The 18,882-nt window shown below is 40.1% G+C and carries 21 protein-coding genes and 4 tRNA genes; 15 read left to right on the forward strand and 10 right to left on the reverse strand.

The genetic code is table 11. From position 1 onward, the window contains the following. Positions 1-878 precede the first annotated feature (878 nt). From mltB to B4C48_RS09920, 3 genes are all read left to right on the forward strand, one after another. A complete protein-coding gene (gene mltB / locus B4C48_RS09910) occupies positions 879-1,880 on the forward strand; it encodes a lytic murein transglycosylase B (RefSeq protein ID WP_291356034.1) in 1,002 nt (333 codons plus the stop codon). 287 nt (positions 1,881-2,167) lie between these two features. Then, positions 2,168-2,776, forward strand: coding sequence for a septal ring lytic transglycosylase RlpA family protein (locus B4C48_RS09915; protein WP_291356035.1), 609 nt, complete (start codon positions 2,168-2,170; stop codon positions 2,774-2,776). A gap of 297 nt (positions 2,777-3,073) precedes the next feature. Further along, positions 3,074-3,529: a DUF962 domain-containing protein gene (locus B4C48_RS09920; RefSeq protein ID WP_291356037.1), complete on the forward strand. Its 456-nt coding sequence runs from the start codon at positions 3,074-3,076 to the stop codon at positions 3,527-3,529. A 33-nt stretch (positions 3,530-3,562) separates the two neighbouring features. On the opposite strand, the gene B4C48_RS09925 is transcribed toward B4C48_RS09920, so the two are convergent. From B4C48_RS09925 to rpsB, 3 genes are all read right to left on the reverse strand, one after another. Continuing rightward, complete coding sequence (locus tag B4C48_RS09925) at positions 3,563-4,096, reverse strand: DUF3465 domain-containing protein (protein ID WP_291356039.1); 534 nt, start codon at positions 4,094-4,096, stop codon at positions 3,563-3,565. Positions 4,097-4,201: 105 nt separating this feature from the next. Then, a complete protein-coding gene (gene tsf, locus B4C48_RS09930) occupies positions 4,202-5,077 on the reverse strand; it encodes a translation elongation factor Ts (RefSeq protein WP_291356041.1) in 876 nt (291 codons plus the stop codon). A 139-nt stretch (positions 5,078-5,216) separates the two neighbouring features. Next, a complete protein-coding gene (gene rpsB, locus B4C48_RS09935; RefSeq protein WP_086175302.1) occupies positions 5,217-5,969 on the reverse strand; it encodes a 30S ribosomal protein S2 in 753 nt (250 codons plus the stop codon). Between the two features lie 207 nt (positions 5,970-6,176). On the opposite strand from rpsB, the gene map reads away from it, so the two are divergent. The 3 genes from map (at position 6,177) to B4C48_RS09950 (ending at position 9,128) form a co-directional block, all read left to right on the forward strand. Continuing rightward, positions 6,177-7,004: a type I methionyl aminopeptidase gene (map, locus tag B4C48_RS09940; protein WP_291356044.1), complete on the forward strand. Its 828-nt coding sequence runs from the start codon at positions 6,177-6,179 to the stop codon at positions 7,002-7,004. 161 nt (positions 7,005-7,165) lie between these two features. Next, entirely contained in the window at positions 7,166-7,585 is a 420-nt protein-coding gene (locus tag B4C48_RS09945; protein WP_291356046.1) for a hypothetical protein, read from the forward strand. 316 nt (positions 7,586-7,901) lie between these two features. Next, on the forward strand, positions 7,902-9,128 hold the full coding sequence (locus tag B4C48_RS09950) for a pyridoxal phosphate-dependent aminotransferase (RefSeq protein WP_291356048.1): 1,227 nt from the start codon (positions 7,902-7,904) through the stop codon (positions 9,126-9,128). Between the two features lie 109 nt (positions 9,129-9,237). On the opposite strand, the gene B4C48_RS09955 is transcribed toward B4C48_RS09950, so the two are convergent. Then, on the reverse strand, positions 9,238-10,089 hold the full coding sequence (locus tag B4C48_RS09955; RefSeq protein ID WP_291356050.1) for a DMT family transporter: 852 nt from the start codon (positions 10,087-10,089) through the stop codon (positions 9,238-9,240). Positions 10,090-10,216: 127 nt separating this feature from the next. Continuing rightward, positions 10,217-10,639 (reverse strand): GFA family protein, encoded by a 423-nt coding sequence (locus B4C48_RS09960; protein WP_291356052.1) that lies wholly within the window; start codon positions 10,637-10,639, stop codon positions 10,217-10,219. 374 nt (positions 10,640-11,013) lie between these two features. Here B4C48_RS09960 and B4C48_RS09965 point away from each other — a divergent pair, with 374 nt between their 5' ends. Then, complete coding sequence (locus B4C48_RS09965) at positions 11,014-11,445, forward strand: PaaI family thioesterase (protein WP_291356054.1); 432 nt, start codon at positions 11,014-11,016, stop codon at positions 11,443-11,445. 76 nt (positions 11,446-11,521) lie between these two features. Here the strand turns inward: B4C48_RS09965 and B4C48_RS09970 are convergent, their stop codons facing one another. After that, entirely contained in the window at positions 11,522-11,980 is a 459-nt protein-coding gene (locus B4C48_RS09970; RefSeq protein ID WP_291356056.1) for a hypothetical protein, read from the reverse strand. A gap of 238 nt (positions 11,981-12,218) precedes the next feature. Here B4C48_RS09970 and B4C48_RS09975 point away from each other — a divergent pair. Continuing rightward, positions 12,219-12,294, forward strand: a tRNA-Asn gene (locus tag B4C48_RS09975). A gap of 294 nt (positions 12,295-12,588) precedes the next feature. Here B4C48_RS09975 and B4C48_RS09980 read toward each other — a convergent pair. Next, positions 12,589-13,770, reverse strand: coding sequence for a S1C family serine protease (locus tag B4C48_RS09980; RefSeq protein WP_291356058.1), 1,182 nt, complete (start codon positions 13,768-13,770; stop codon positions 12,589-12,591). 170 nt (positions 13,771-13,940) lie between these two features. Between B4C48_RS09980 and B4C48_RS09985 the strand changes: the two genes are divergently transcribed. The 7 genes from B4C48_RS09985 to B4C48_RS10015 all read left to right on the forward strand — a co-directional run bounded on the left by B4C48_RS09985 (position 13,941) and on the right by B4C48_RS10015 (position 16,982). Then, positions 13,941-14,699 (forward strand): Nif3-like dinuclear metal center hexameric protein, encoded by a 759-nt coding sequence (locus B4C48_RS09985; protein ID WP_291356060.1) that lies wholly within the window; start codon positions 13,941-13,943, stop codon positions 14,697-14,699. Between the two features lie 153 nt (positions 14,700-14,852). Continuing rightward, complete coding sequence (locus B4C48_RS09990; RefSeq protein ID WP_291356062.1) at positions 14,853-15,479, forward strand: superoxide dismutase; 627 nt, start codon at positions 14,853-14,855, stop codon at positions 15,477-15,479. Between the two features lie 158 nt (positions 15,480-15,637). Beyond that, positions 15,638-15,713: transfer RNA gene (locus tag B4C48_RS09995), tRNA-Asn, on the forward strand. A gap of 5 nt (positions 15,714-15,718) precedes the next feature. Beyond that, positions 15,719-15,794, forward strand: a tRNA-Asn gene (locus tag B4C48_RS10000). A 256-nt stretch (positions 15,795-16,050) separates the two neighbouring features. After that, positions 16,051-16,302, forward strand: a complete 252-nt coding sequence (locus tag B4C48_RS10005; protein ID WP_291356064.1) for a hypothetical protein — start codon at positions 16,051-16,053, stop codon at positions 16,300-16,302. Positions 16,303-16,405: 103 nt separating this feature from the next. Further along, positions 16,406-16,481, forward strand: a tRNA-Asn gene (locus tag B4C48_RS10010). A gap of 54 nt (positions 16,482-16,535) precedes the next feature. Next, positions 16,536-16,982, forward strand: coding sequence for a DUF2726 domain-containing protein (locus B4C48_RS10015; RefSeq protein WP_291356066.1), 447 nt, complete (start codon positions 16,536-16,538; stop codon positions 16,980-16,982). A gap of 51 nt (positions 16,983-17,033) precedes the next feature. Here B4C48_RS10015 and B4C48_RS10020 read toward each other — a convergent pair whose 3' ends face one another. The 3 genes from B4C48_RS10020 to B4C48_RS10030 all read right to left on the reverse strand — a co-directional run bounded on the left by B4C48_RS10020 (position 17,034) and on the right by B4C48_RS10030 (position 18,858). Continuing rightward, a complete protein-coding gene (locus tag B4C48_RS10020) occupies positions 17,034-17,276 on the reverse strand; it encodes a hypothetical protein (RefSeq protein WP_291356068.1) in 243 nt (80 codons plus the stop codon). A 169-nt stretch (positions 17,277-17,445) separates the two neighbouring features. After that, the gene (gene ubiA, locus B4C48_RS10025) at positions 17,446-18,324 is read right to left on the reverse strand and encodes a 4-hydroxybenzoate octaprenyltransferase (protein WP_291356070.1); all 879 of its coding nucleotides are present in this window, start codon (positions 18,322-18,324) and stop codon (positions 17,446-17,448) included. A gap of 33 nt (positions 18,325-18,357) precedes the next feature. Then, positions 18,358-18,858, reverse strand: a complete 501-nt coding sequence (locus tag B4C48_RS10030; RefSeq protein ID WP_291356072.1) for a chorismate--pyruvate lyase family protein — start codon at positions 18,856-18,858, stop codon at positions 18,358-18,360. Positions 18,859-18,882 lie beyond the last annotated feature (24 nt).

The following is an 18,882-nucleotide window of genomic DNA, read 5'->3' on the forward strand; positions in this document are numbered from 1 at the left end:
AATAATGAGCAAGCACTACTATTTTTATAGGTATTTATATTGATCAGGTTTACGGTCTATTCCATGAATTTTAGGAACACCCCATTCATCATTCTCTAGCCTTCTTCCACTTTTATGTGAATAATTTCTATCTAACAAGAAGTTCCTATATAAAGTGATGAGGAAAATTAAATCTGACCTGATGGACTTTTTTATACTATTTTTTTGGTTCTAAATTTTGTCTCTCTTTTCATCTTATTTATAGCCATAAAAATCAAGAAAAAATTCACTAGATGAACTGATATGCTTATTGGCTGGCAGGGATTTTTTTGAATTTTTAAAGGCAGCTATAGAATTAAAAATCTAGTCAGATTTTGCCTTCAAATAGATTTTTTGCCGATTTGACACAAAGAACCATAACAGAACATGAATTTACCTCATGGGCAAATATGCGATGATTTATTTGCAACTTATTTCCCGTCCAAGCGGACAAAAAAATCCTGATGCTTTTTCAAACAAACAGCGCCTGAAAAGCAAAATCGCTATGAAATTTCTTATCCCCAGCCTAGATAAACCGTATCATTGCGAACGATGTAAAGAATCTGGCTTGATTAGCTAAAGCAGAGATATCTTTAATTTATGAACCTTCTGATGAGAACGCAAAGTACAGCTCAAAACACCGGTCTCAAATAAACAGATTTATGCACAAAGCAACGCTCTTTGTCTTTTTTTGTATATGGACTTGTCGATACAGCCTCGGTCAATGCTATCTTAAGCGTTTGAAAAATTCCGTTATCTTTCATGAGATGGATTTTCGGCAATTATATTTGTAATGCCGTCTTTTAGCGTCGTGATGTCGATTTACACACACTGATTATGTTTTTGGAACTTTGAGTAATATGTTAAGTATCAACTTTTATAACAGCATTAAACGTCTTCCTTTACTTCTCGGTGCACTTTCCATCACCAGTTTCTGTCAAGCCAACGATTTCTACAGCCATCCTAGCTATAACAGCTTTAAACAAAAAACCATGCAAACTTATGGCTTGAGTGCAGAACAGGTCGACTGGGCCATGAATGGTTCAAAAAACCTGCCGAATATTATTAATATCATGAACCGCCCTGGTGAAAGTAAGCCCTGGTATGAATATAAAACCAATTTTATGGCTGAAAGCACCATTCAACGTGGGGTACGTTTCAAAACTCAATATGCCGACACCTTAAACCGTGCTGAACAGCAGTTTGGGGTACCTCAAGCGGTCATCTTAGGTATTTTAGGGGTAGAAACCGGTTTTGGGGCCAATAAAGGCAATTTTATCACCCGTGATGCCTTGGCGACCTTAGGCTTTGGCTATGAACGCCGGGCTCAATACTTTCAGGATGAGCTCGCTGCACTGATTGCCTGGACCTATAAAGATGGAGTACCGGCCAGCTCGGTAGTAGGTTCTTATGCGGGCGCAATTGGTTATCCTCAATTCATGCCGAGCAACATTACCAAAATGGGTGTGGACTATGATTCTAATGGACATATTGACTTAAGAGGTTCTGCTGTAGATGCCATCGGTTCTATTGCCAATTATTTAGCCCAACACGGATGGCAACGTAATCAGCCCATCGGCTTTGCTGCCCGCTATACCGGCAATATTCCCACTTCAATTATTGCCAAAGATTTAGAGCAGCCAACCCCTTATGGTGCTTTAAAAAATCAGCGCATTACACCTACAAATCCATTGGTGAAGATTGATGATCTGGATATGGTAAATATTATTCAACTTCAAGATAGTTATGGCCCTATTTACTATATTACCTATCCAAATTTTCAGGTCATTACCACCTATAACAAGAGTCGAATGTATGCCACAGCTGTATGGCAATTAGGGACTGAAATCGCCAGTCGTTAAGACTGGTTTTTACCAAAAAATAATAAAGTCAAGATTTTTTTTTACAAAATTGCTCACTAAATGGGCCTTTTAAACATAATGTTACAATATTGGTTATATTTTGATCGAAAAACGGTGTATTTCTGTTCTTTTTGTAATTATTTTAATTAAAAAGTAGACAGCTTTAGCTTGGCATGAATATTATCCATCTCGTCAAATGTAGTTGCAAAAGAGAATTAACAGACTAGATCGCTTGCATTTCAATCGCTTAATTGAAATAAAAAGCAGTAGTCTTTAGGAGTTTAATAATGCATTCATCGATTAAGTATATTTTAGCGTTAACCACCACTTTTGCCCTGAGTCAGTCTCAAGCAGAATTGGTTCAGTCATCATTCAATACGGATAATGACAACTCTCGCTTAGCCACTCGTGTGCTAAACAAAGATGCTCAAAAATTTAATTCGCACTTTTCAAATCTAAACAGTCTTTCAATCACTGAGCGTTCTGGCGATAAAATCCGTCGTCAAACTATTGCAGCAAAAATTGAAATTCCTGAAGACGAGCCTTCAGTGATTGAAAAACTCAATACTGTTGCATCAAATACAGTTCGTAAATTTAGCCAAACAGGTGCAGCCTCTTGGTACGGTCGCCAATTCCATGGCCGTAAAACAGCAAGTGGTGAAACATTCGATATGAATGCCATGACCGCAGCTCATCGTAGCCTGCCATTGAACTGCTATATTCGCGTAACCAATAAAAACAATGGTAAAAGCGTTGTTGTAAAAGTAAATGACCGTGGTCCATTCCATGGCAACCGAGTTCTAGATTTATCTTATGGTGCTGCAAAACAATTAGGTATTACTAATGCAGGTACTGCGAAAGTAAATATTGAACGTGTCGATGGTCCCAATTCATAAGCTGATGCTAGCCTCCTAATACATTTGACTTCAAAGCCACTCCTTAGTGGCTTTTTTAATTCTTCTCAAAAAGCAGGCTTAATTTAGTTATGCCGTATTCCTCTTTACTTATGCCCTATTCTTACTGCAGAAACCACTGCTGGCAATAAAATACCAACAACCTATAACATCTTATAAATTATCTGAAAGATTGGTTACAAATCATGATGATTGAGTTTTGACCCACTTCTGGTTCTGGTCTATATTTCATTTAACTAAAAATAACTCTATAGATTCCTCATCCAACTGGAGTGGATAATGAAAACAATAAACGAATGGCTAAATGAATATAGCGAGAGTCATCAAGACAAAGCCAACAAAGCCATTCATTGGGTTTGTGTACCCGCAATTTTGTTTTCAATCATTGGAATTCTTGCTCATTTCAGTGCGTTATTCACTGTCCTGATACTGGTCTTAACTTTTATTTTTTATGCACGTCTCGATCTGGTCCTTGCTGTTGCAATGGCGGCTCTACTCGTTGTCATGGCATGGCTTATTTTTATCTTACCTGTAGGCATCGGATTCTATATCGCAGTTTTTGTTTTGGCCTGGATTGGGCAATTTTACGGGCATAAAGTCGAAGGTAAAAAGCCTTCTTTCTTTAAAGACCTCCAATTCCTCCTCATTGGCCCCGTATGGTGCATGGATGCCTATCTAGGTAAATTGATACCTAAATGGAAAAAACGCCAAAAATCGCAAATGATAGCGATTTAGGCACCATCATCATTTTTGTCTTTCAATGAACCTTTATTGATAGGTTCTTCCTTTATATTTCAACCAACCATCTGCATGTCTTTGTTGTGGATCACGATGAGTCCAGTGGATCACTCCACCTTGCTGACTATATTCATATTCACCATAAAATTGGATAATTTCATCCTGTTTTAAGTCATCCAGGCGCGGACTTAAATCAATATTATGTGCAACCAAAACCGTCTGCCCATGATTCAGTTCCAGAATAAATTTTTGATGACGTGAACCGTTATTATCATCAGGCAAAATAGCTTTCACTCGCCCACTGGATTGAACTTGAATATCACTTTTTTGCTGTCGAAATGCCTGTTGAATTTTTTCATCATCAGTTTGAACGGCTAAATTTAATGAGCTCGAAGCTACAGAAGTGGGGTAAGATGGGATTTTCGATAAAGTTTCAATCTTCGTGTTTGGGTTGTTAAGCAAATGATGGCTAAGACTTTGCTGTTCTTTTAAATCAATTCCGAAATATGCTGCTATTAATACAACAATAACTGCACCAATCCCGATATTGGTTTTATTGGTCATTTTATTATTCCTTAAAATTTAACTTTTTTATAAAAACCATGATCATAAAAAAAGCCCCAAATGGGGCTTTTTCAAAACAATTTAACTTAAAAAATTAAGCTAATATTATTTCGCAGCAGCTTGAGCAGCAGCAACTTCTTCAGCGAAGCTCATTTCTGCTTTCTTCTCAATACCTTCACCTACTTCGAAGCGAACGAATTGAGCAACTGTAGTACCAGTTGATTTAAGAACGTCAGCAACTTTCTTATCGTTGTCAATTACGTACATTTGACGCTCAAGAACAACTTCGTTCAAGTATTTTTCAACTGAACCAGTTACCATTTTTTCAACGATGTTTGCAGGTTTACCTGATTCTAATGCTTTCGCTTCAGCAATTTCTTTTTCTTTAGCGATAAGATCAGCAGATACGCCTTCAGCAGTTACAGCAACTGGGTTGAACGCAGCAACGTGCATTGCAATACCTTTACCAGTCGCAGCATCACCTGCATAAGACACAACAACACCGATTTTTAAACCGTGTTTGTAAACTGCAAGGTTTTCACCTTCAACAATTTTCGCACGACGTACTTGGATGTTCTCACCGATTTTTTGAACAAGAGCAATACGCGCTTCTTCAACAGTTGAACCATCTTCAAGTTTCAATTCAGCGATTTTAGCAGCGTCAGTTTCATTTGCAGCAAGCGCAGCAGCAGCAACTTTAGCAGAGAAACCAGCAAAGTTTTCGTCTTTAGCAACGAAGTCAGTTTGGCAGTTTACTTCTAAAAGAATAGCTTTGTTGCCTTCTTGAGCAATTGTAATTGCACCGTCAGCAGCAATGTTACCAGCTTTTTTAGCTGCTTTTGCTTGACCAGATTTACGAAGGTTGTCAATCGCTAATTCGATGTCACCGTTCGCTTCTGTTAATGCTTTTTTACATTCCATCATTGCTAGACCAGTACGGTCACGCAATTCTTTTACCATGCTGGCAGTAACTGCAGTCATGTTATTCTCCTAAATACGGTAGAAAATGAATCTGTTCAACAAAAACGGCCCAAAGTGTTCTCTGGGCCGTTTTGCTTTCTTGACGCTTAATTTGCCACGATTACATGTCGCAAAAATGACAATTCTGCGTCAAAACGCATTAAGCCTCTGGAGCTTCTTTAGCAGCTTCTTCGCCTTTAGCTTGAGCATTTGCTTGTGATTGAGCATATTCTTTACCAGCAAGAATCGCATCAGCCATAGCAGAAGCATAAAGTGTAACTGCACGGATCGCATCGTCGTTACCAGGAATAACGTAATCTACATTGTCTGGGTTAGAGTTTGTATCAACGATACCGATTACAGGAATACCAAGGTTTTTAGCTTCTTTAATCGCGATTGATTCGTGGTCAACGTCAATTACGAATAATGCGTCAGGTAAACCACCCATGTTTTTAACGCCGCCTAAAGCACGTTCAAGTTTTTCCATTTCACGAGTACGTTCTAAAGCTTCACGTTTAGTAAGTTTAGCGAAAGTACCGTCAGTAGATTGAGTTTGAAGATCTTTTAAACGGTTGATAGATTGGCGAAGTGTTTTCCAGTTCGTCAACATACCACCTAACCAGCGGTGGTCTACATATGGTTGACCAGCGCGTTGAGCTTGTTCACGAATGATGTTAGAAGCAGCACGTTTAGTACCAACGAACAATACTTTGTTCTTTTTGCTAGCAAGATTGTTAACAAAGTTCAAAGCATCATTTAACGCAGGAACAGTGTGTTCAAGGTTGATGATGTGAATTTTGTTACGCGCACCAAAGATGTATTCGCGCATCTTTGGATTCCAGAAACGAGTTTGGTGACCGAAGTGAGCGCCAGCTTGAAGAAGGTCGCGCATGCTTACGTTGTAATCTGCCATTTTCTTTACCTTAAAGTTTGGGTTAGGCCTCCATATACCCGCATTCTCCACCCCAAAGGGCACCCAGAGAAATGTGTCGATATATGTGCGGATTTTGTTGCCCCATCGCACAATGCCCGTGAAATTTCTTCACGAAAAAGCATTTGATAAAATGGGCGGCTATTTATACCATAGTCACACACAAATTTCCAAAAGTTTTTAAAGATCATGAACAGTACTTACGAAGCTCCCCGCCGTTTAATCAAAACTACTGAAGAAATTGAAAAAATGCGTGTGGCGGGTCGACTGGCGGCAGAAGTTTTGGATATGATCAAACCGCATATCAAACCGGGCGTATCTACGCTGGAATTGGATACGATTTGTCACGATTATATTGTCAACAAACAAGAGGCAATTCCTGCTTGCCTAGGCTATGGTGCAGCGCCGGGTCGCCCTGCTTTCCAGCATGTCATTTGTACTTCAGTCAACCATGTGGTTTGTCACGGTATTCCCTCTGCAAGCAAAATTTTGAAAAAAGGTGACATTTTAAACATTGATGTGACTGTGATTAAAGATGGCTATCACGGCGACACCAACATGATGTATATCGTCGGTGGTGAAACTTCAATTTTAGCTGACCGTTTATGTAAAGTGGCGCAAGAAGCCATGTATCGCGGTATTGCCACTGTAAAACCGGGCTCTACCATTGGTGATATTGGCAATGCCATTCAAAAATATGTTGAATCAGAACGTTTTGGTGTTGTACGTGAATATTGCGGTCATGGTATTGGTACCGTGTTCCATGACGAACCGCAAGTTCTGCATTATGGTCAACCGAATACCGGTATGGTTCTGGAAGAAGGCATGACCTTTACCATCGAACCAATGGTGAATGGCGGCGACTGGAAAACTAAACTTTTAGGTGACAAATGGACAGTGGTGACCAAAGACCACAGTTTGTCAGCGCAATATGAACACACTCTGTTAGTGACTAAAACTGGTGTTGAAATATTGACTGCCCGTCCTGAAGAAGATCTGTCTCGCTTTAATCAATAAGCTCCATCCGGATGCTTTGAAATGGCTGCACCTGTTGTAGCCATTTTTATTTGAAGTCATCTTTATTTAAACCTTTTGCTGAAAATCTGTACCAAACTCAATTGATTTTTAGACTATTTTCCACATACTGAAGCCCAGTCCAACTTACCACAGAGATGTTCATGTCCGATTTTAGCAATGTCACCGTAACTCAAAATGATGATGACACCGTTTCACTCCTGATTGATCACCAACCTATCTCTGAACGCTATGGCATGAAATTTAGCGCCAACATTGTGGAAGAACTTAAGGCCTTGGCAAACGGTCAAAACATGAAATTATTTGATCAGTTTGTATTTGCACATACTGATTTAAATTTTGAGCATCAGTACCGTTATGTGACCTGCATTGTAAAAGATGAAGACGGCTATAAAGTGACGCGTAATTTCGTTTACACCATTACTGCTCAAGGTCAGCAACCGATTGAACACGTCATTACCAAACAAGGTCAGCCGATGACGACTGCCGATGTACATGAATTTATTAGCACACATCTGCAAAAATCATTAAATGATTACACCGACCTGAATTACGCCTATTAATGTCTGGTTTTTATGCCTTGTTGAAAACTTGGTAAAGTCACACACTACAATTAAATCGAGGATCATCTAATTGTAGTGTTCTTTTTCACTTAGCCATTCACATTCAATGATTCCTTTTTACTTTCATTTTTTAATCATTTTCTGTCATTTTATTCAAACTAAACCCCTCAATTATTTATCGTTATTACTTGGTTCTCTCAACCGGATTAAATACTTTTTTCTGATATTACTAAATTCGAACTCCCCTTTTTGGCGCAATTTAAGCTAAGATAGTGTGCTTTTTTATTTTTTAATCCCTATAAGAAGGAATACTGCCGTGGACGTACGTCTCTCTGATCGTGTAAATGCCATCAAACCGTCCCCTACACTTGCTGTTACCAATAAAGCTGCTGAACTTAAAGCTGCTGGTAAAAACGTAATTGGCTTGGGTGCAGGTGAACCAGATTTTGACACCCCACAACACATCAAAGATGCAGCAATTACTGCTATTAACAACGGTTTCACTAAATACACCGCTGTTGACGGTACTCCAGGTCTTAAAAAAGCGATTATCGCGAAATTTAAACGCGACAATAATCTTGACTATGCAGCAAACCAGATCCTGGTTTCTTGCGGTGGTAAACAGTCATTCTTTAACTTGGCACTTGCCTTGTTAAACAAAGGTGATGAAGTGATCATCCCTGCGCCTTATTGGGTTAGCTATCCAGATATGGTGATCATCGCTGAAGGCGTTCCAGTTGTTGTGAAATGTGGTGAAGAACAACGTTTCAAAATCACACCTGAACAATTAGAAGCTGCAATCACTGACAAAACGCGTTTAGTGGTATTAAACAGCCCATCTAACCCGACTGGTATGATCTATACCAAAGCTGAGCTAGAAGCTTTGGCTGAAGTGCTTCGTAAATACCCAGAAGTTCTAGTGGCATCTGATGACATGTACGAACCAATCCGTTGGGATGATGAGTTCTACAACATCGCAACTGTTGCTCCAGACCTTTACGACCGCGTAATCGTACTTAACGGTGTATCTAAAGCCTATGCAATGACTGGCTGGCGTATTGGCTACGCAGCGGGTCCTGCTAAACTGATTGGCGCAATGAAAAAAATCCAGTCTCAATCGACTTCAAACCCAACTTCTATTTCGCAAGTTGCTGCTGAAGCTGCATTGAACGGCCCTCAAGACGTTCTTGAGCCAATGATTGAAGCATTCAAACGCCGTCATGACTTGGTTGTAAAAGGCTTAAACGACATCAACGGTATTACTTGCCTACCTGCTGATGGTGCATTCTATGCATACGCAAACATCAAACCGTTAATTCGTGCTAAAGGCTTAAAATCTTGCACTGAATTCTCCGCATGGTTATTGGAAGAAACTGGTGTTGCCGTTGTTCCTGGTGATGCATTCGGTCTAGGCGGTTACATGCGTATTTCTTATGCAACTGCTGATGAAGTGCTTGTAGATGCGTTAGCACGTATCAAGAAAGCGGCTGACTCAATCGAAGGCGTTGACGCTGCGATTGCTTCAATTGCTGCTGAAAAATAATCTGCTTTTTCTAAAGTAAGATTTTAAAAAACCCGCGATTTTCGCGGGTTTTTTATATTTTCAGATGCAAAGAATTATAGACCACACTAAAAATAGCTAAAATTTTCAATTATGATTTCACTTTAACTGCTGAGTTTGACCCAGACTTATCTAAAACAACCAGTGCGATTCCCGCCAAAACAATCACCGTAGCAATGATAATTCTCCAGCTAAGCGCTTCGCCAATAAATAGAACACCCCCCAAAATAGCTAAACACGGCACAGAGAGCTGTACACTGCTGGCTGTCACACGGTCAATCTGTTTCACAATGACATACCACAGCACATAGGCACCGCTTGAGGCCAAACCGCCCGAGAGTACAGCTAAAAGTACACCTTGAGGCTGTACAAAGCTTTTCGTATAAAACGCGGCATAAGCCAGCAAGACAAAAGGAATCGCCAGCACAAAATTGGCCAAGCTACTTGCCAACGGGCTTTGCATATTCTTGCCCGCAATGCTGTACATGGCCCAGCCTATTCCTGAAAGCACCATCATGGCTGCATAAACAAAATTAGGTGCAGCTGTGCCCGGAAGCAAGAGAATAAAAATACCAAGAATTGCGATGCCCAACCCTGTACCACGCTGAATATTAATTTTTTCACCATGCCACAAACCATAACCGACCATGCTGAGCTGTACCGTGCCAAATAACAGTAGTGCGCCAACGCCTGCATCTATATGTAGATAAGCCAATGAAAAGGCCACGATATACAGCGCCAGGAAAAAACCGTTTTTAATATTCCACTCAATTTTGGCTTTTTCTGTAGAAAATAGATAAAGCAACAATAAAACGGCAGCGCCACTACAGACACGTATCAGGCTAAAGCTCATTGGATCAATATATTGATCCGTCAACGCCAAACGGCATAACACCGAATTGGCAGCAAAAGCCAACATGGCAATCATGATTTTAAACAGCATGGTTGAGCATCCCTATCAACAGCATGCTTCAGATATAGCTAATCTAACTATTTAAATCTATAGAAATTTACTGATTCAATTTATAAGAAATACACATGATTAAATTGTGGAAATATGAATGCACGAATTATTTTTCTTCTTTATCTTTAGAAAACAATGCGATCACATCAGCCTCAGTGAGCTGCTCTGTAGAATATTTAAACTGGTAAAAATCGGGCTTATGATCAATATAAATTTCTGTAGTCAATTTTAAATCTTTCGGCTGTTCCTGCATGGCAAAGACATTAATGTTACAATAACTGCCCTCTTGGGTACGCCAGAAAAGCAAGGTGCCGCAGCGACTGCAAAAACCGCGCTCTCCCCATTCAGAAGATTGAAATAGCGTTAAATATTGCCGATCTTCAAACTTTAAACTGTCTGGCTCTATATCCACACTCATCATTACACCACTGGACTGCTGACGGCACATGGAACAGTGGCAGGCGTGTACATCATGATTTTTTAATTCTGCTTGAAACTTAGTTTTACCGCATAAACAGGATCCATTCATTATTATTTCCTTGATGACATTAATGCTGAGCAAAAATATTTAAAATATTGTTTCTTTTATATATAAAGGACAAATTCATCTCTGTATAAGTGTTATTAAAGAATTTTAAAACAATTATCTTATCAAGTTATCTTATTCGCCATTTCAATAGATGAAGATAGGCTTCAAATCAAATGAAAATGATTTTTACAGCCATACCTTTTGACTCAATGTGAGTATTACCGGTTACCACAACATCTAGCATGCTCATGCATTTTACCTGAATTCACTCAAAGCTGAGTGTTGACGACATGGTTAAATTTTGCTTAATTGAAATCTAGCTTCCTTTTTGGAACTGATGAATAAATAAAGGTATCAATAAGGAAATAAGTAGAATGAATCCCAAAGAAATGACCGGACTGCAACTGTTACAAGCCATGTGTGCAGGAAAGATTCCACCTGCAAGTATCAGTGAAACCATGCCGATGCAACCCTATGAAGTGACTGAAGGTACTATTCGCTTCAAAGTGAAAGCGGATAGCCGTCACTTAAACCCCTTAGGTGGCGTACATGGCGGTTTTGCAGCAACCGTGCTGGATTCAGTGACTGGCTGTGCCGTCCACAGCATGCTGGAAGCAGGCGTCGGTTATGGCACTATCGATTTAAATATAAAAATGTGCCGACCTATCCCCAAAGATCAAGAACTGCTTGCTTTAGGCACCGTCATTAACATCAGTAAAAATCTGGGGATTTCTGAAGGCAAAATTGTCGATGATGAAGGTAAGCTTTACGCACATGCTACGGCAACGTGCATGATTCTGCGTTGAGGCTTGATTCACGTTTTAAAATCATGATGCACAAAGAGCTCAAGTATTTTACTTGAGCTCTCCAGTTTGTTTGGATCTATATCGCTGATTTAAATGATTTCGTTAATGCCGGGAAATCAATTTCTGGACGCGAAGTCCCTTTATAGATACATAGGTACTTGAACACGCTATCCAGTGAAACCGAGAGCTTCTTCTGTTCCGATACCGACCAGACTTTAGAGTTATTTCGTCCAGTTAAGGCACTGCCATTCAATTGATATAAATACAGGTCATGATCACGTTGCAAAGGTTGTTTAGGACCATTGGAATAGCTATCGAGAAGTAATTGACAGGGTGAGTTAATCAGCCATTTATCGCTAAACCATAGCTGTAGCAAGTCCCCCAGATATAAGGCTTGAGTACCTACAGGCCAGACTTGAATAAACGCATCTTCAACAGCTGTTTGATAACGCTCTGGATCTTGAATAATAGAAAGGTAATTGTCTTGATAAAAAGATAAATTTGAAAAAATTTCGGCAATCGTCAGCGTATGCATTCGCTTTCTCCTGTTTAGCCATTTTAGTGCTGGCAAGTTGGTTTAAATCCACACTGTTTGAACTTTCATTCAAACGCTCTGTTATGCATTTAATCTAACAAGCCGGTTTTGGCTGTGCAAGTTTTTTTAACATTTTTGATTTAGTTGCTTAAATTAAAAGCATACAGCATGAAAATTAAGGAATCGTGACACTTTTAGCTTGACCCCCTGTAAAATCCCCTTATAATCGCATGCAGATTCTCCAATAGCTCAGTCGGTAGAGCGACGGACTGTTAATCCGCAGGTCCCTGGTTCGAGCCCAGGTTGGAGAGCCAAATACAAAAAAGCCCGCAGCATTAAAGCGGGCTTTTTTTTTGCCTGAATAATTTATAACTGTTTAAATCATTCGCTAAATTAACCATCCTAATTTCCCTTTTTTAAATCTAACCTGTAAGTATCGATCTAATACCAAGTTGTATATCACAACCAAGTCATACTATTCATCATCATGAATTTTTAAGCTATTTTTGAAAATTTATAGTGAAACAGAATAAGCCATAAAAAAAGCGCACCGAAATGCGCTTTTGATTCGTTTACCCATTTAAAGCTGGATAAATATCACAATCGTTTTATTGCTGAGGTAAAGGAATATATTGTGAATTATTATTCTGTGCTTTACGTTCAGCCACGACCACATTCAGGCTTAATGGTTTCTCATCTCGAACCACTTCAACTTTGATGGTGCTGTTCGGCGCTTGCAAGGCTACATAATTAATCAAGTGAGAAGCAGAAGTAATGGGTTCCCCATTAACCTGAATAATTTTATCACCCTTTTTAATTCCCGCCTTGGCTGCCGGACCATGAGGAAGCACATCTGCAACGACTACACCATTCTGCTTAGGTTCAAGAATATTGTCCTGTTGCACTGGCATAAGGCTAATGCCCAACCAGCCACGAACCACACGGCCGTCTTTCAGAATTGAATTCAGAATTTGCTGACACACTTTCGCAGGAATGGCAAAACCAATCCCCAGTGAACCGCCTGATTGAGAGAAAATGGCCGTATTCACACCAATCAGATTACCCGCCACGTCAATCAGCGCTCCACCCGAGTTCCCTGGATTAATCGCTGCATCGGTTTGAATGAAGTCCTCATAGGTATTAATACCCAAATCTGAACGGTTGGTGGCAGAAATAATCCCCTGTGTCACCGTTTGCCCTACACCGAACGGGTTACCAATCGCCAGCACCACGTCTCCGACTTCATTGCCACTGAGTTTAAATGGCAAAACCGGCAGTTTGTCGAGTTCGATCTTAATCACAGCAAGATCAGAATCCGGGTCTGTACCAATCACTTTAGCCACTGCACGACGTCCATCATTCAAGCCCACTACAATCTGTTCAGCCTGAGCAATCACATGGTTGTTAGTTAAAATATAACCATCTGAACGAACAATAACACCTGAACCCAGGCTGTTTTCATTTTGTTCCTGATCAAATTGTTCAGGGGCCTGATCACCAAAAAATTCACGAAATGCAGGATCATTTAACAAGGGATGCTCTGCTTTGTTCACTTTCTGGGTAGTAAAAATATTCACCACCGCAGGAGCAGCCACCTTCACAGCAGTACTATAAGACTCGACCGCACCTGCTCTGTTGGTATTGACTAAAGGCTCGACTTTTTCTCTGGGCATCTTTATACCGTCAGACGCCACAGGGGCTTGTGGCTTCTGGGAATGTTGCCAAACAAGAAAACCGAGAGTGACCAAAATAAGTAAAACCCAAGGTAACCATGTAAAGGTGCGGCGCACGTTAATTTCCTCTAACAATATTTTAATTCGTTGATGACTAAGTAATTTATCTGCCATTGTAAAATGAAATACAGCAGGAAACATAAAAATAATTCAGAGTTTTGTGCTGCTTTAGTTACAATTCAAACTATGTTTTGATGACCTTAAATATAGAGGCTTTTGGGAAATTTATGGCAAAGCTCAACCAGATTATTCAGTGGTGTGATCAAACCCTGAAATCACACGAATTTAAAGACTATGCACCAAATGGCTTGCAAATAGAAGGCAGACCGGACATCAATAAAATTTTGTGTGCTGTTACCGCATCTCAGGATGCTATTGAGGCAGCAATTGAACAAAATGCGGATATGCTGTTGGTCCATCACGGCTATTTCTGGAAAGGGGAACCCTACCCGATTACCGGCATGCGCGGTAAACGTATCAAAAGTCTGATTCAGCATGATATCTCGCTAGTGGGCTATCACTTACCATTAGATAGCCACCCCACTTTAGGTAATAATGCGGCAATTGCCGATCTATTAGCATTAGAAAATATTGAAGCCTTAGACCCAAGCGAACGCAACCCGATTGGCAATATTGGTTATTTAAAACAACCTGTGTCTGCTGCAGAATTTAAGCTGTATGTGTCTCAGCGTTTAGATTTTAATGCCATTCATCTTCCTGCCGATAAAACATCAATCCAGAAAATCGGTTTCTGTACCGGTGGTGCACAAGATTTTATTGGCAAAGCGGCTGAGCAAAATTGTGATGCGTATATTTCTGGTGAAGTCAGTGAACGTACTTTTTACGAAGCGAAAGAATTGAATGTTCACTATTATGCTTGCGGGCATCATGCAACCGAGCGTTATGGCGTACAACGCCTGGCAAAAGCTATTTCAGAACAGTTCGATATTGAGTATAGTTACTTCGAATTAAACAATCCGATTTAATTCGACTGACGGTTATGATCAGCGGCTTTATTCATATATTTTCAGGCTTTATTCTGTATTGTTATTTATACACGATGCCCATTTCTGCCCGATTATCTATTACAATAAAGCCACTTATTGTTAAAACCCAGCAAAATGCAAGGAATTGAAAACATGACAACCATTACTTTACCAGCATTACCTTATGGCTACGAAGATCTTGCCCCACACATCAGCAAAGAAACTTTAGAATACCATCATGACAAACACCACAATACGTATGTGGTTAACCTGAATAACCTGATCGCTGGTACTGAGCTTGAAGGCAAAACTCTAGAAGAAATTATTACAGCAACTGCTGGTGATGCTGCTAAAGTGGGCGTATTCAACAACGCTGCTCAAGTTTGGAACCACACGTTCTACTGGAACTGTATGGCTAAAAACGGCGGCGGTAAAGCAACTGGTACTTTGGCTGCAAAAATTGACGAAGCTTTTGGTTCTTACGAAAAATTTGCTGAAGAATTTGCTGCTGCTGCAACCACTCAATTCGGTTCAGGTTGGGCTTGGTTAGTGGCTGACGAAGTAAACGGCCAGCTTTCAATCATGAAAACTTCAAATGCTGATACGCCAATGGCACACGGTAAAATTGCAGTGTTGACGATTGACGTTTGGGAACATGCTTACTACATCGACTACCGTAATGCTCGTCCTAAATATATCTCTACTTTCCTAGAAAGCCTAGTGAACTGGGATTATGCTAATGCAAAATATGCTGGCCAAGAAGCTGGTGTAGAAAAATAAAATTTGAAATAAATTTTATTTATTGCATAAAAAACCACCCTTTAAGGGTGGTTTTTTTATTTTTAATGCTTAAATGAATATTTATAAAGCAAATGATTCATTTCTTTACATTATCTGGTTGACGACTTCAGTTTTCATCCCTAAAATGCGCTTCAGATTCTCCAATAGCTCAGTCGGTAGAGCGACGGACTGTTAATCCGCAGGTCCCTGGTTCGAGCCCAGGTTGGAGAGCCATCTATTCTTCCATAGCTCAGTCGGTAGAGCGACGGACTGTTAATCCGCAGGTCCCTGGTTCGAGCCCAGGTGGAAGAGCCAAGATTCTAAAAAGCCCATTCATCATGAAGGGGGCTTTTTTTTATTCTCCAAATTTCTTTGCCCATCTCGCATAACTCACACTTTTGATTTGTGCTCTGGAATAATATCTTTTTATTAAAAAAGTAGATCATTCCCCTATCTATTGCTCACTTCTTAAAATTTGGTTATGTTCATTCTAATAAAAATATTCTAATCCACTGCTATGAATGCAACCTAGTTAAAATCCCTCATTTTCTGGATTATTTTGATTATTGTTATGTTCGCCGTATTTCAATGCAGTCAAAATTCTGAAAATAAAAAGCAGGCTTCTGCACTCATGTATGAACGCCTGTTTCATTGCACCGGTCATTTACCGCAAAAGAACCCGGAAGTTTTAAAACACATTCAGCAGCAACTCAAACCCGAGCTCACTCAAGCCGAGCTAATGAAACTGATCAACGAATGTCGGCAAGCCTCCCCATTACAAAGCAAAGAAACTTATATAAATTTAATAAAATCACTTAAATAATCCCCGATAAGTTTATTTTTAAAACATTCGATTCATTTTCCTGGCTTTTTTAGGCATAAACCCTTGACCCCTTCAGCTTAGATACATAGAATGCGTATCAGATTCTCCAATAGCTCAGTCGGTAGAGCGACGGACTGTTAATCCGCAGGTCCCTGGTTCGAGCCCAGGTTGGAGAGCCAAATTCTAAAGACCCACTCTATTGAGTGGGTCTTTTCTTATATCAAGATCTTACTGTGTTCTATTCAAGTCAAGCCACTTTTTTTCTTATTGGTTGCATCGCTACCCTGGCCTTGCTGACCCTTGTTTTTCAGCAACTATTCAAACCACGTCAAAAGTTTTTTCCGAAACGTGTGATCACCCAATTTGAAAGCAAGATGTTCATTCGACTAAAAGAAACCTTCCCCCAACATCATATTCTGGCTCAAGTCGCGTTTAGTGCTTTAATCACCAACAATAATTTTAAGATCCGCAACAAGTTCAATCGCAAAGTCACCGACTTTGTTTTACTGAATCAAAAGCTCGAAGTGGTCGCCATTATTGAATTGGATGATCCCAGTCATATAGGCAAAGAACAGGAAGATGCCGAACGGGATGCGATGTTGAATGAAGCAGGCTACCAAGTCTATCGCTATACAGACATTCCTAGCTCTAATCACTTAAGAAAAGATATTTTAAATTAATCCAGTCAATAAAAAGCCACCTGATTGGTAGCTAAATTTTCAATATACAGGTTATTTATTTTCTTGCTGTTCAGATGAGGCCGTCACCGCTTCTGAAGCCGATTTTTCCGCTGCTTCACGCGCTTTGATACGCTCTAACATTTCAGCTTGCTGTTGTTTATATTTTTCCTGATTCTTCTGATCACTATTTACCGCCAAGTAAGCCATGCTCACCAGAAAAATCGGAATCAATAAACCCAAACTGGCGAACAAGATCATCTTCTTGGGACTGGTCTTCTTTTCAGGCTGGGTCATCTACAATACCTATTCATGTTCTTCAATAAAAACATGGTTCAATATACCGAAAGTTTGCATTTACATCCATTTTTAATCCCATCCTTTTACTATTTGATTGAATTTAGGCAGACATAAAAAAAGCATCATTCTACGATGCTTTTATAAATTAAAGATTAAAGCCTGATGTTTAAAACAAGGCCAGTGCAATCCCTATAAATATCATCAGCCCTACCCAGCGATTATGACGGAATGCCCAGAAGCAGCGCTGCGGATCACGATCATGAGTTTTGCTCCATTGATAGATAAAATCGGCAGCCACCGCTAGCAGCGCAATCAGACCAAATGGCATCAACAGGTTTTCTAAATACAGCGCGCTGGCAATCAATACAATACTGCTCAGTTGCAGCAAGGAAATAATTTCAATATCGTATTTTCCAAATAAAATCGCTGTAGATTTCACCTCAATCTTTAAGTCATATTCACGGTCTGTAATTGCATACTGCGTGTCATAAGCCACCGTCCATGCCAGATTGCCAAAATACAGCAGCCAGCAGGTTAAATCCGGCGTCTGCCCTACTGCGGTATAGGCCATTGGAATAGACCAGGAAAATGCCGCTCCCAAAAACACCTGTGGCAAGTGGGTATAGCGTTTCATAAACGGATAAATAAATGCGAGCAACAACGCCCCAAATGACCAGTAAAAGGTTTCTATGGGCAAAAACAACAAGAGCGCCGCACTTGCAGCAACCAGAATTAAAAATACCCAGATGGCTTCAATTGGCTTGATTACACCGGTGGCTAAAGGACGATCTTTGGTTCTGGCCACAGCACCATCGACTTTACGGTCAGCAAAGTCATTGATGGCACACCCCGCGGCACGCATAAAAATCACACCCAGAATCATTAGGATTAGAACTTTTAAATCTGGTATGCCTTGGTTGGCAATCCACAATGCCCACATGGTCGGCCAAAACACCAACTCTGTACCAATTGGCTTATCGAAACGGCATAAATAGTAATACGCTGCTAAGCGCTCCCGCCATGTTGGATGCTGCACAATGTCCATGACTGTCCTTAAGCAAATTTCTGTTTAAATATTTTATGGTGAAATATCGGGTTGAATAAACTGTTCAAATGCAGGCAAAAAAGTCTCTTGCACAATAAACTTACAACCATGCCAAGTATAGCAACTTTGCCGCGTCCAGCCTTCTTCCAGTAAAATTACCCGGCGCTCACAATCTGGATTGGTACGTTGAAACAAGAACCAGCCAATCGGCTTTTTACCGATATGCTTAAAAAGCCTTGCCCGACCTTGCAAGCTTAATATTGGAAAAATACTTTTTGCCTTGACCCAAGGCTGGGCTTCACAGCCATATAAATAGCTTTCACGTACCCATGAGGTATGCTGATAGGGCATCTGCATCCATTTTGCATCGCTAAAACTCAAGCGCTGAAAATGCTCTTGAATCGGTTCTACTTTAAAACTACCAGCGGCTAAATCAGTCAGTTGCTGAGTCAGAGAACCAGATGCATATAACCACGTGCGTAATTCAGCAGGAATCTGCATATCCTGTATTTTATATGCTCGCTTGTTCTGCATAAACCCACAGCTCTATTTAAGATG

The sequence above is a fragment of the Acinetobacter sp. UBA3106 genome (genome assembly GCA_002365595.1).
In the GTDB taxonomy this organism is placed as follows: Bacteria; Pseudomonadota; Gammaproteobacteria; order Pseudomonadales; family Moraxellaceae; genus Acinetobacter.

What these genes read in the sequence shown, in the direction of transcription:
- mltB (WP_291356034.1), top strand. Translation starts at nt 879, where the DNA reads ATGTTAAGTATCAACTTTTATAACAGCATTAAACGTCTTCCTTTACTT.
- B4C48_RS09915 (WP_291356035.1), top strand. Translation starts at nt 2,168, where the DNA reads ATGCATTCATCGATTAAGTATATTTTAGCGTTAACCACCACTTTTGCC.
- B4C48_RS09920 (WP_291356037.1), top strand. Translation starts at nt 3,074, where the DNA reads ATGAAAACAATAAACGAATGGCTAAATGAATATAGCGAGAGTCATCAA.
- B4C48_RS09925 (WP_291356039.1), bottom strand. Translation starts at nt 4,096, where the DNA reads ATGACCAATAAAACCAATATCGGGATTGGTGCAGTTATTGTTGTATTA.
- tsf (WP_291356041.1), bottom strand. Translation starts at nt 5,077, where the DNA reads ATGACTGCAGTTACTGCCAGCATGGTAAAAGAATTGCGTGACCGTACT.
- rpsB (WP_086175302.1), bottom strand. Translation starts at nt 5,969, where the DNA reads ATGGCAGATTACAACGTAAGCATGCGCGACCTTCTTCAAGCTGGCGCT.
- map (WP_291356044.1), top strand. Translation starts at nt 6,177, where the DNA reads ATGAACAGTACTTACGAAGCTCCCCGCCGTTTAATCAAAACTACTGAA.
- B4C48_RS09945 (WP_291356046.1), top strand. Translation starts at nt 7,166, where the DNA reads ATGTCCGATTTTAGCAATGTCACCGTAACTCAAAATGATGATGACACC.
- B4C48_RS09955 (WP_291356050.1), bottom strand. Translation starts at nt 10,089, where the DNA reads ATGCTGTTTAAAATCATGATTGCCATGTTGGCTTTTGCTGCCAATTCG.
- B4C48_RS09960 (WP_291356052.1), bottom strand. Translation starts at nt 10,639, where the DNA reads ATGAATGGATCCTGTTTATGCGGTAAAACTAAGTTTCAAGCAGAATTA.
- B4C48_RS09965 (WP_291356054.1), top strand. Translation starts at nt 11,014, where the DNA reads ATGAATCCCAAAGAAATGACCGGACTGCAACTGTTACAAGCCATGTGT.
- B4C48_RS09970 (WP_291356056.1), bottom strand. Translation starts at nt 11,980, where the DNA reads ATGCATACGCTGACGATTGCCGAAATTTTTTCAAATTTATCTTTTTAT.
- B4C48_RS09985 (WP_291356060.1), top strand. Translation starts at nt 13,941, where the DNA reads ATGGCAAAGCTCAACCAGATTATTCAGTGGTGTGATCAAACCCTGAAA.
- B4C48_RS09990 (WP_291356062.1), top strand. Translation starts at nt 14,853, where the DNA reads ATGACAACCATTACTTTACCAGCATTACCTTATGGCTACGAAGATCTT.
- B4C48_RS10005 (WP_291356064.1), top strand. Translation starts at nt 16,051, where the DNA reads ATGTTCGCCGTATTTCAATGCAGTCAAAATTCTGAAAATAAAAAGCAG.
- B4C48_RS10020 (WP_291356068.1), bottom strand. Translation starts at nt 17,276, where the DNA reads ATGACCCAGCCTGAAAAGAAGACCAGTCCCAAGAAGATGATCTTGTTC.
- ubiA (WP_291356070.1), bottom strand. Translation starts at nt 18,324, where the DNA reads ATGGACATTGTGCAGCATCCAACATGGCGGGAGCGCTTAGCAGCGTAT.
- B4C48_RS10030 (WP_291356072.1), bottom strand. Translation starts at nt 18,858, where the DNA reads ATGCAGAACAAGCGAGCATATAAAATACAGGATATGCAGATTCCTGCT.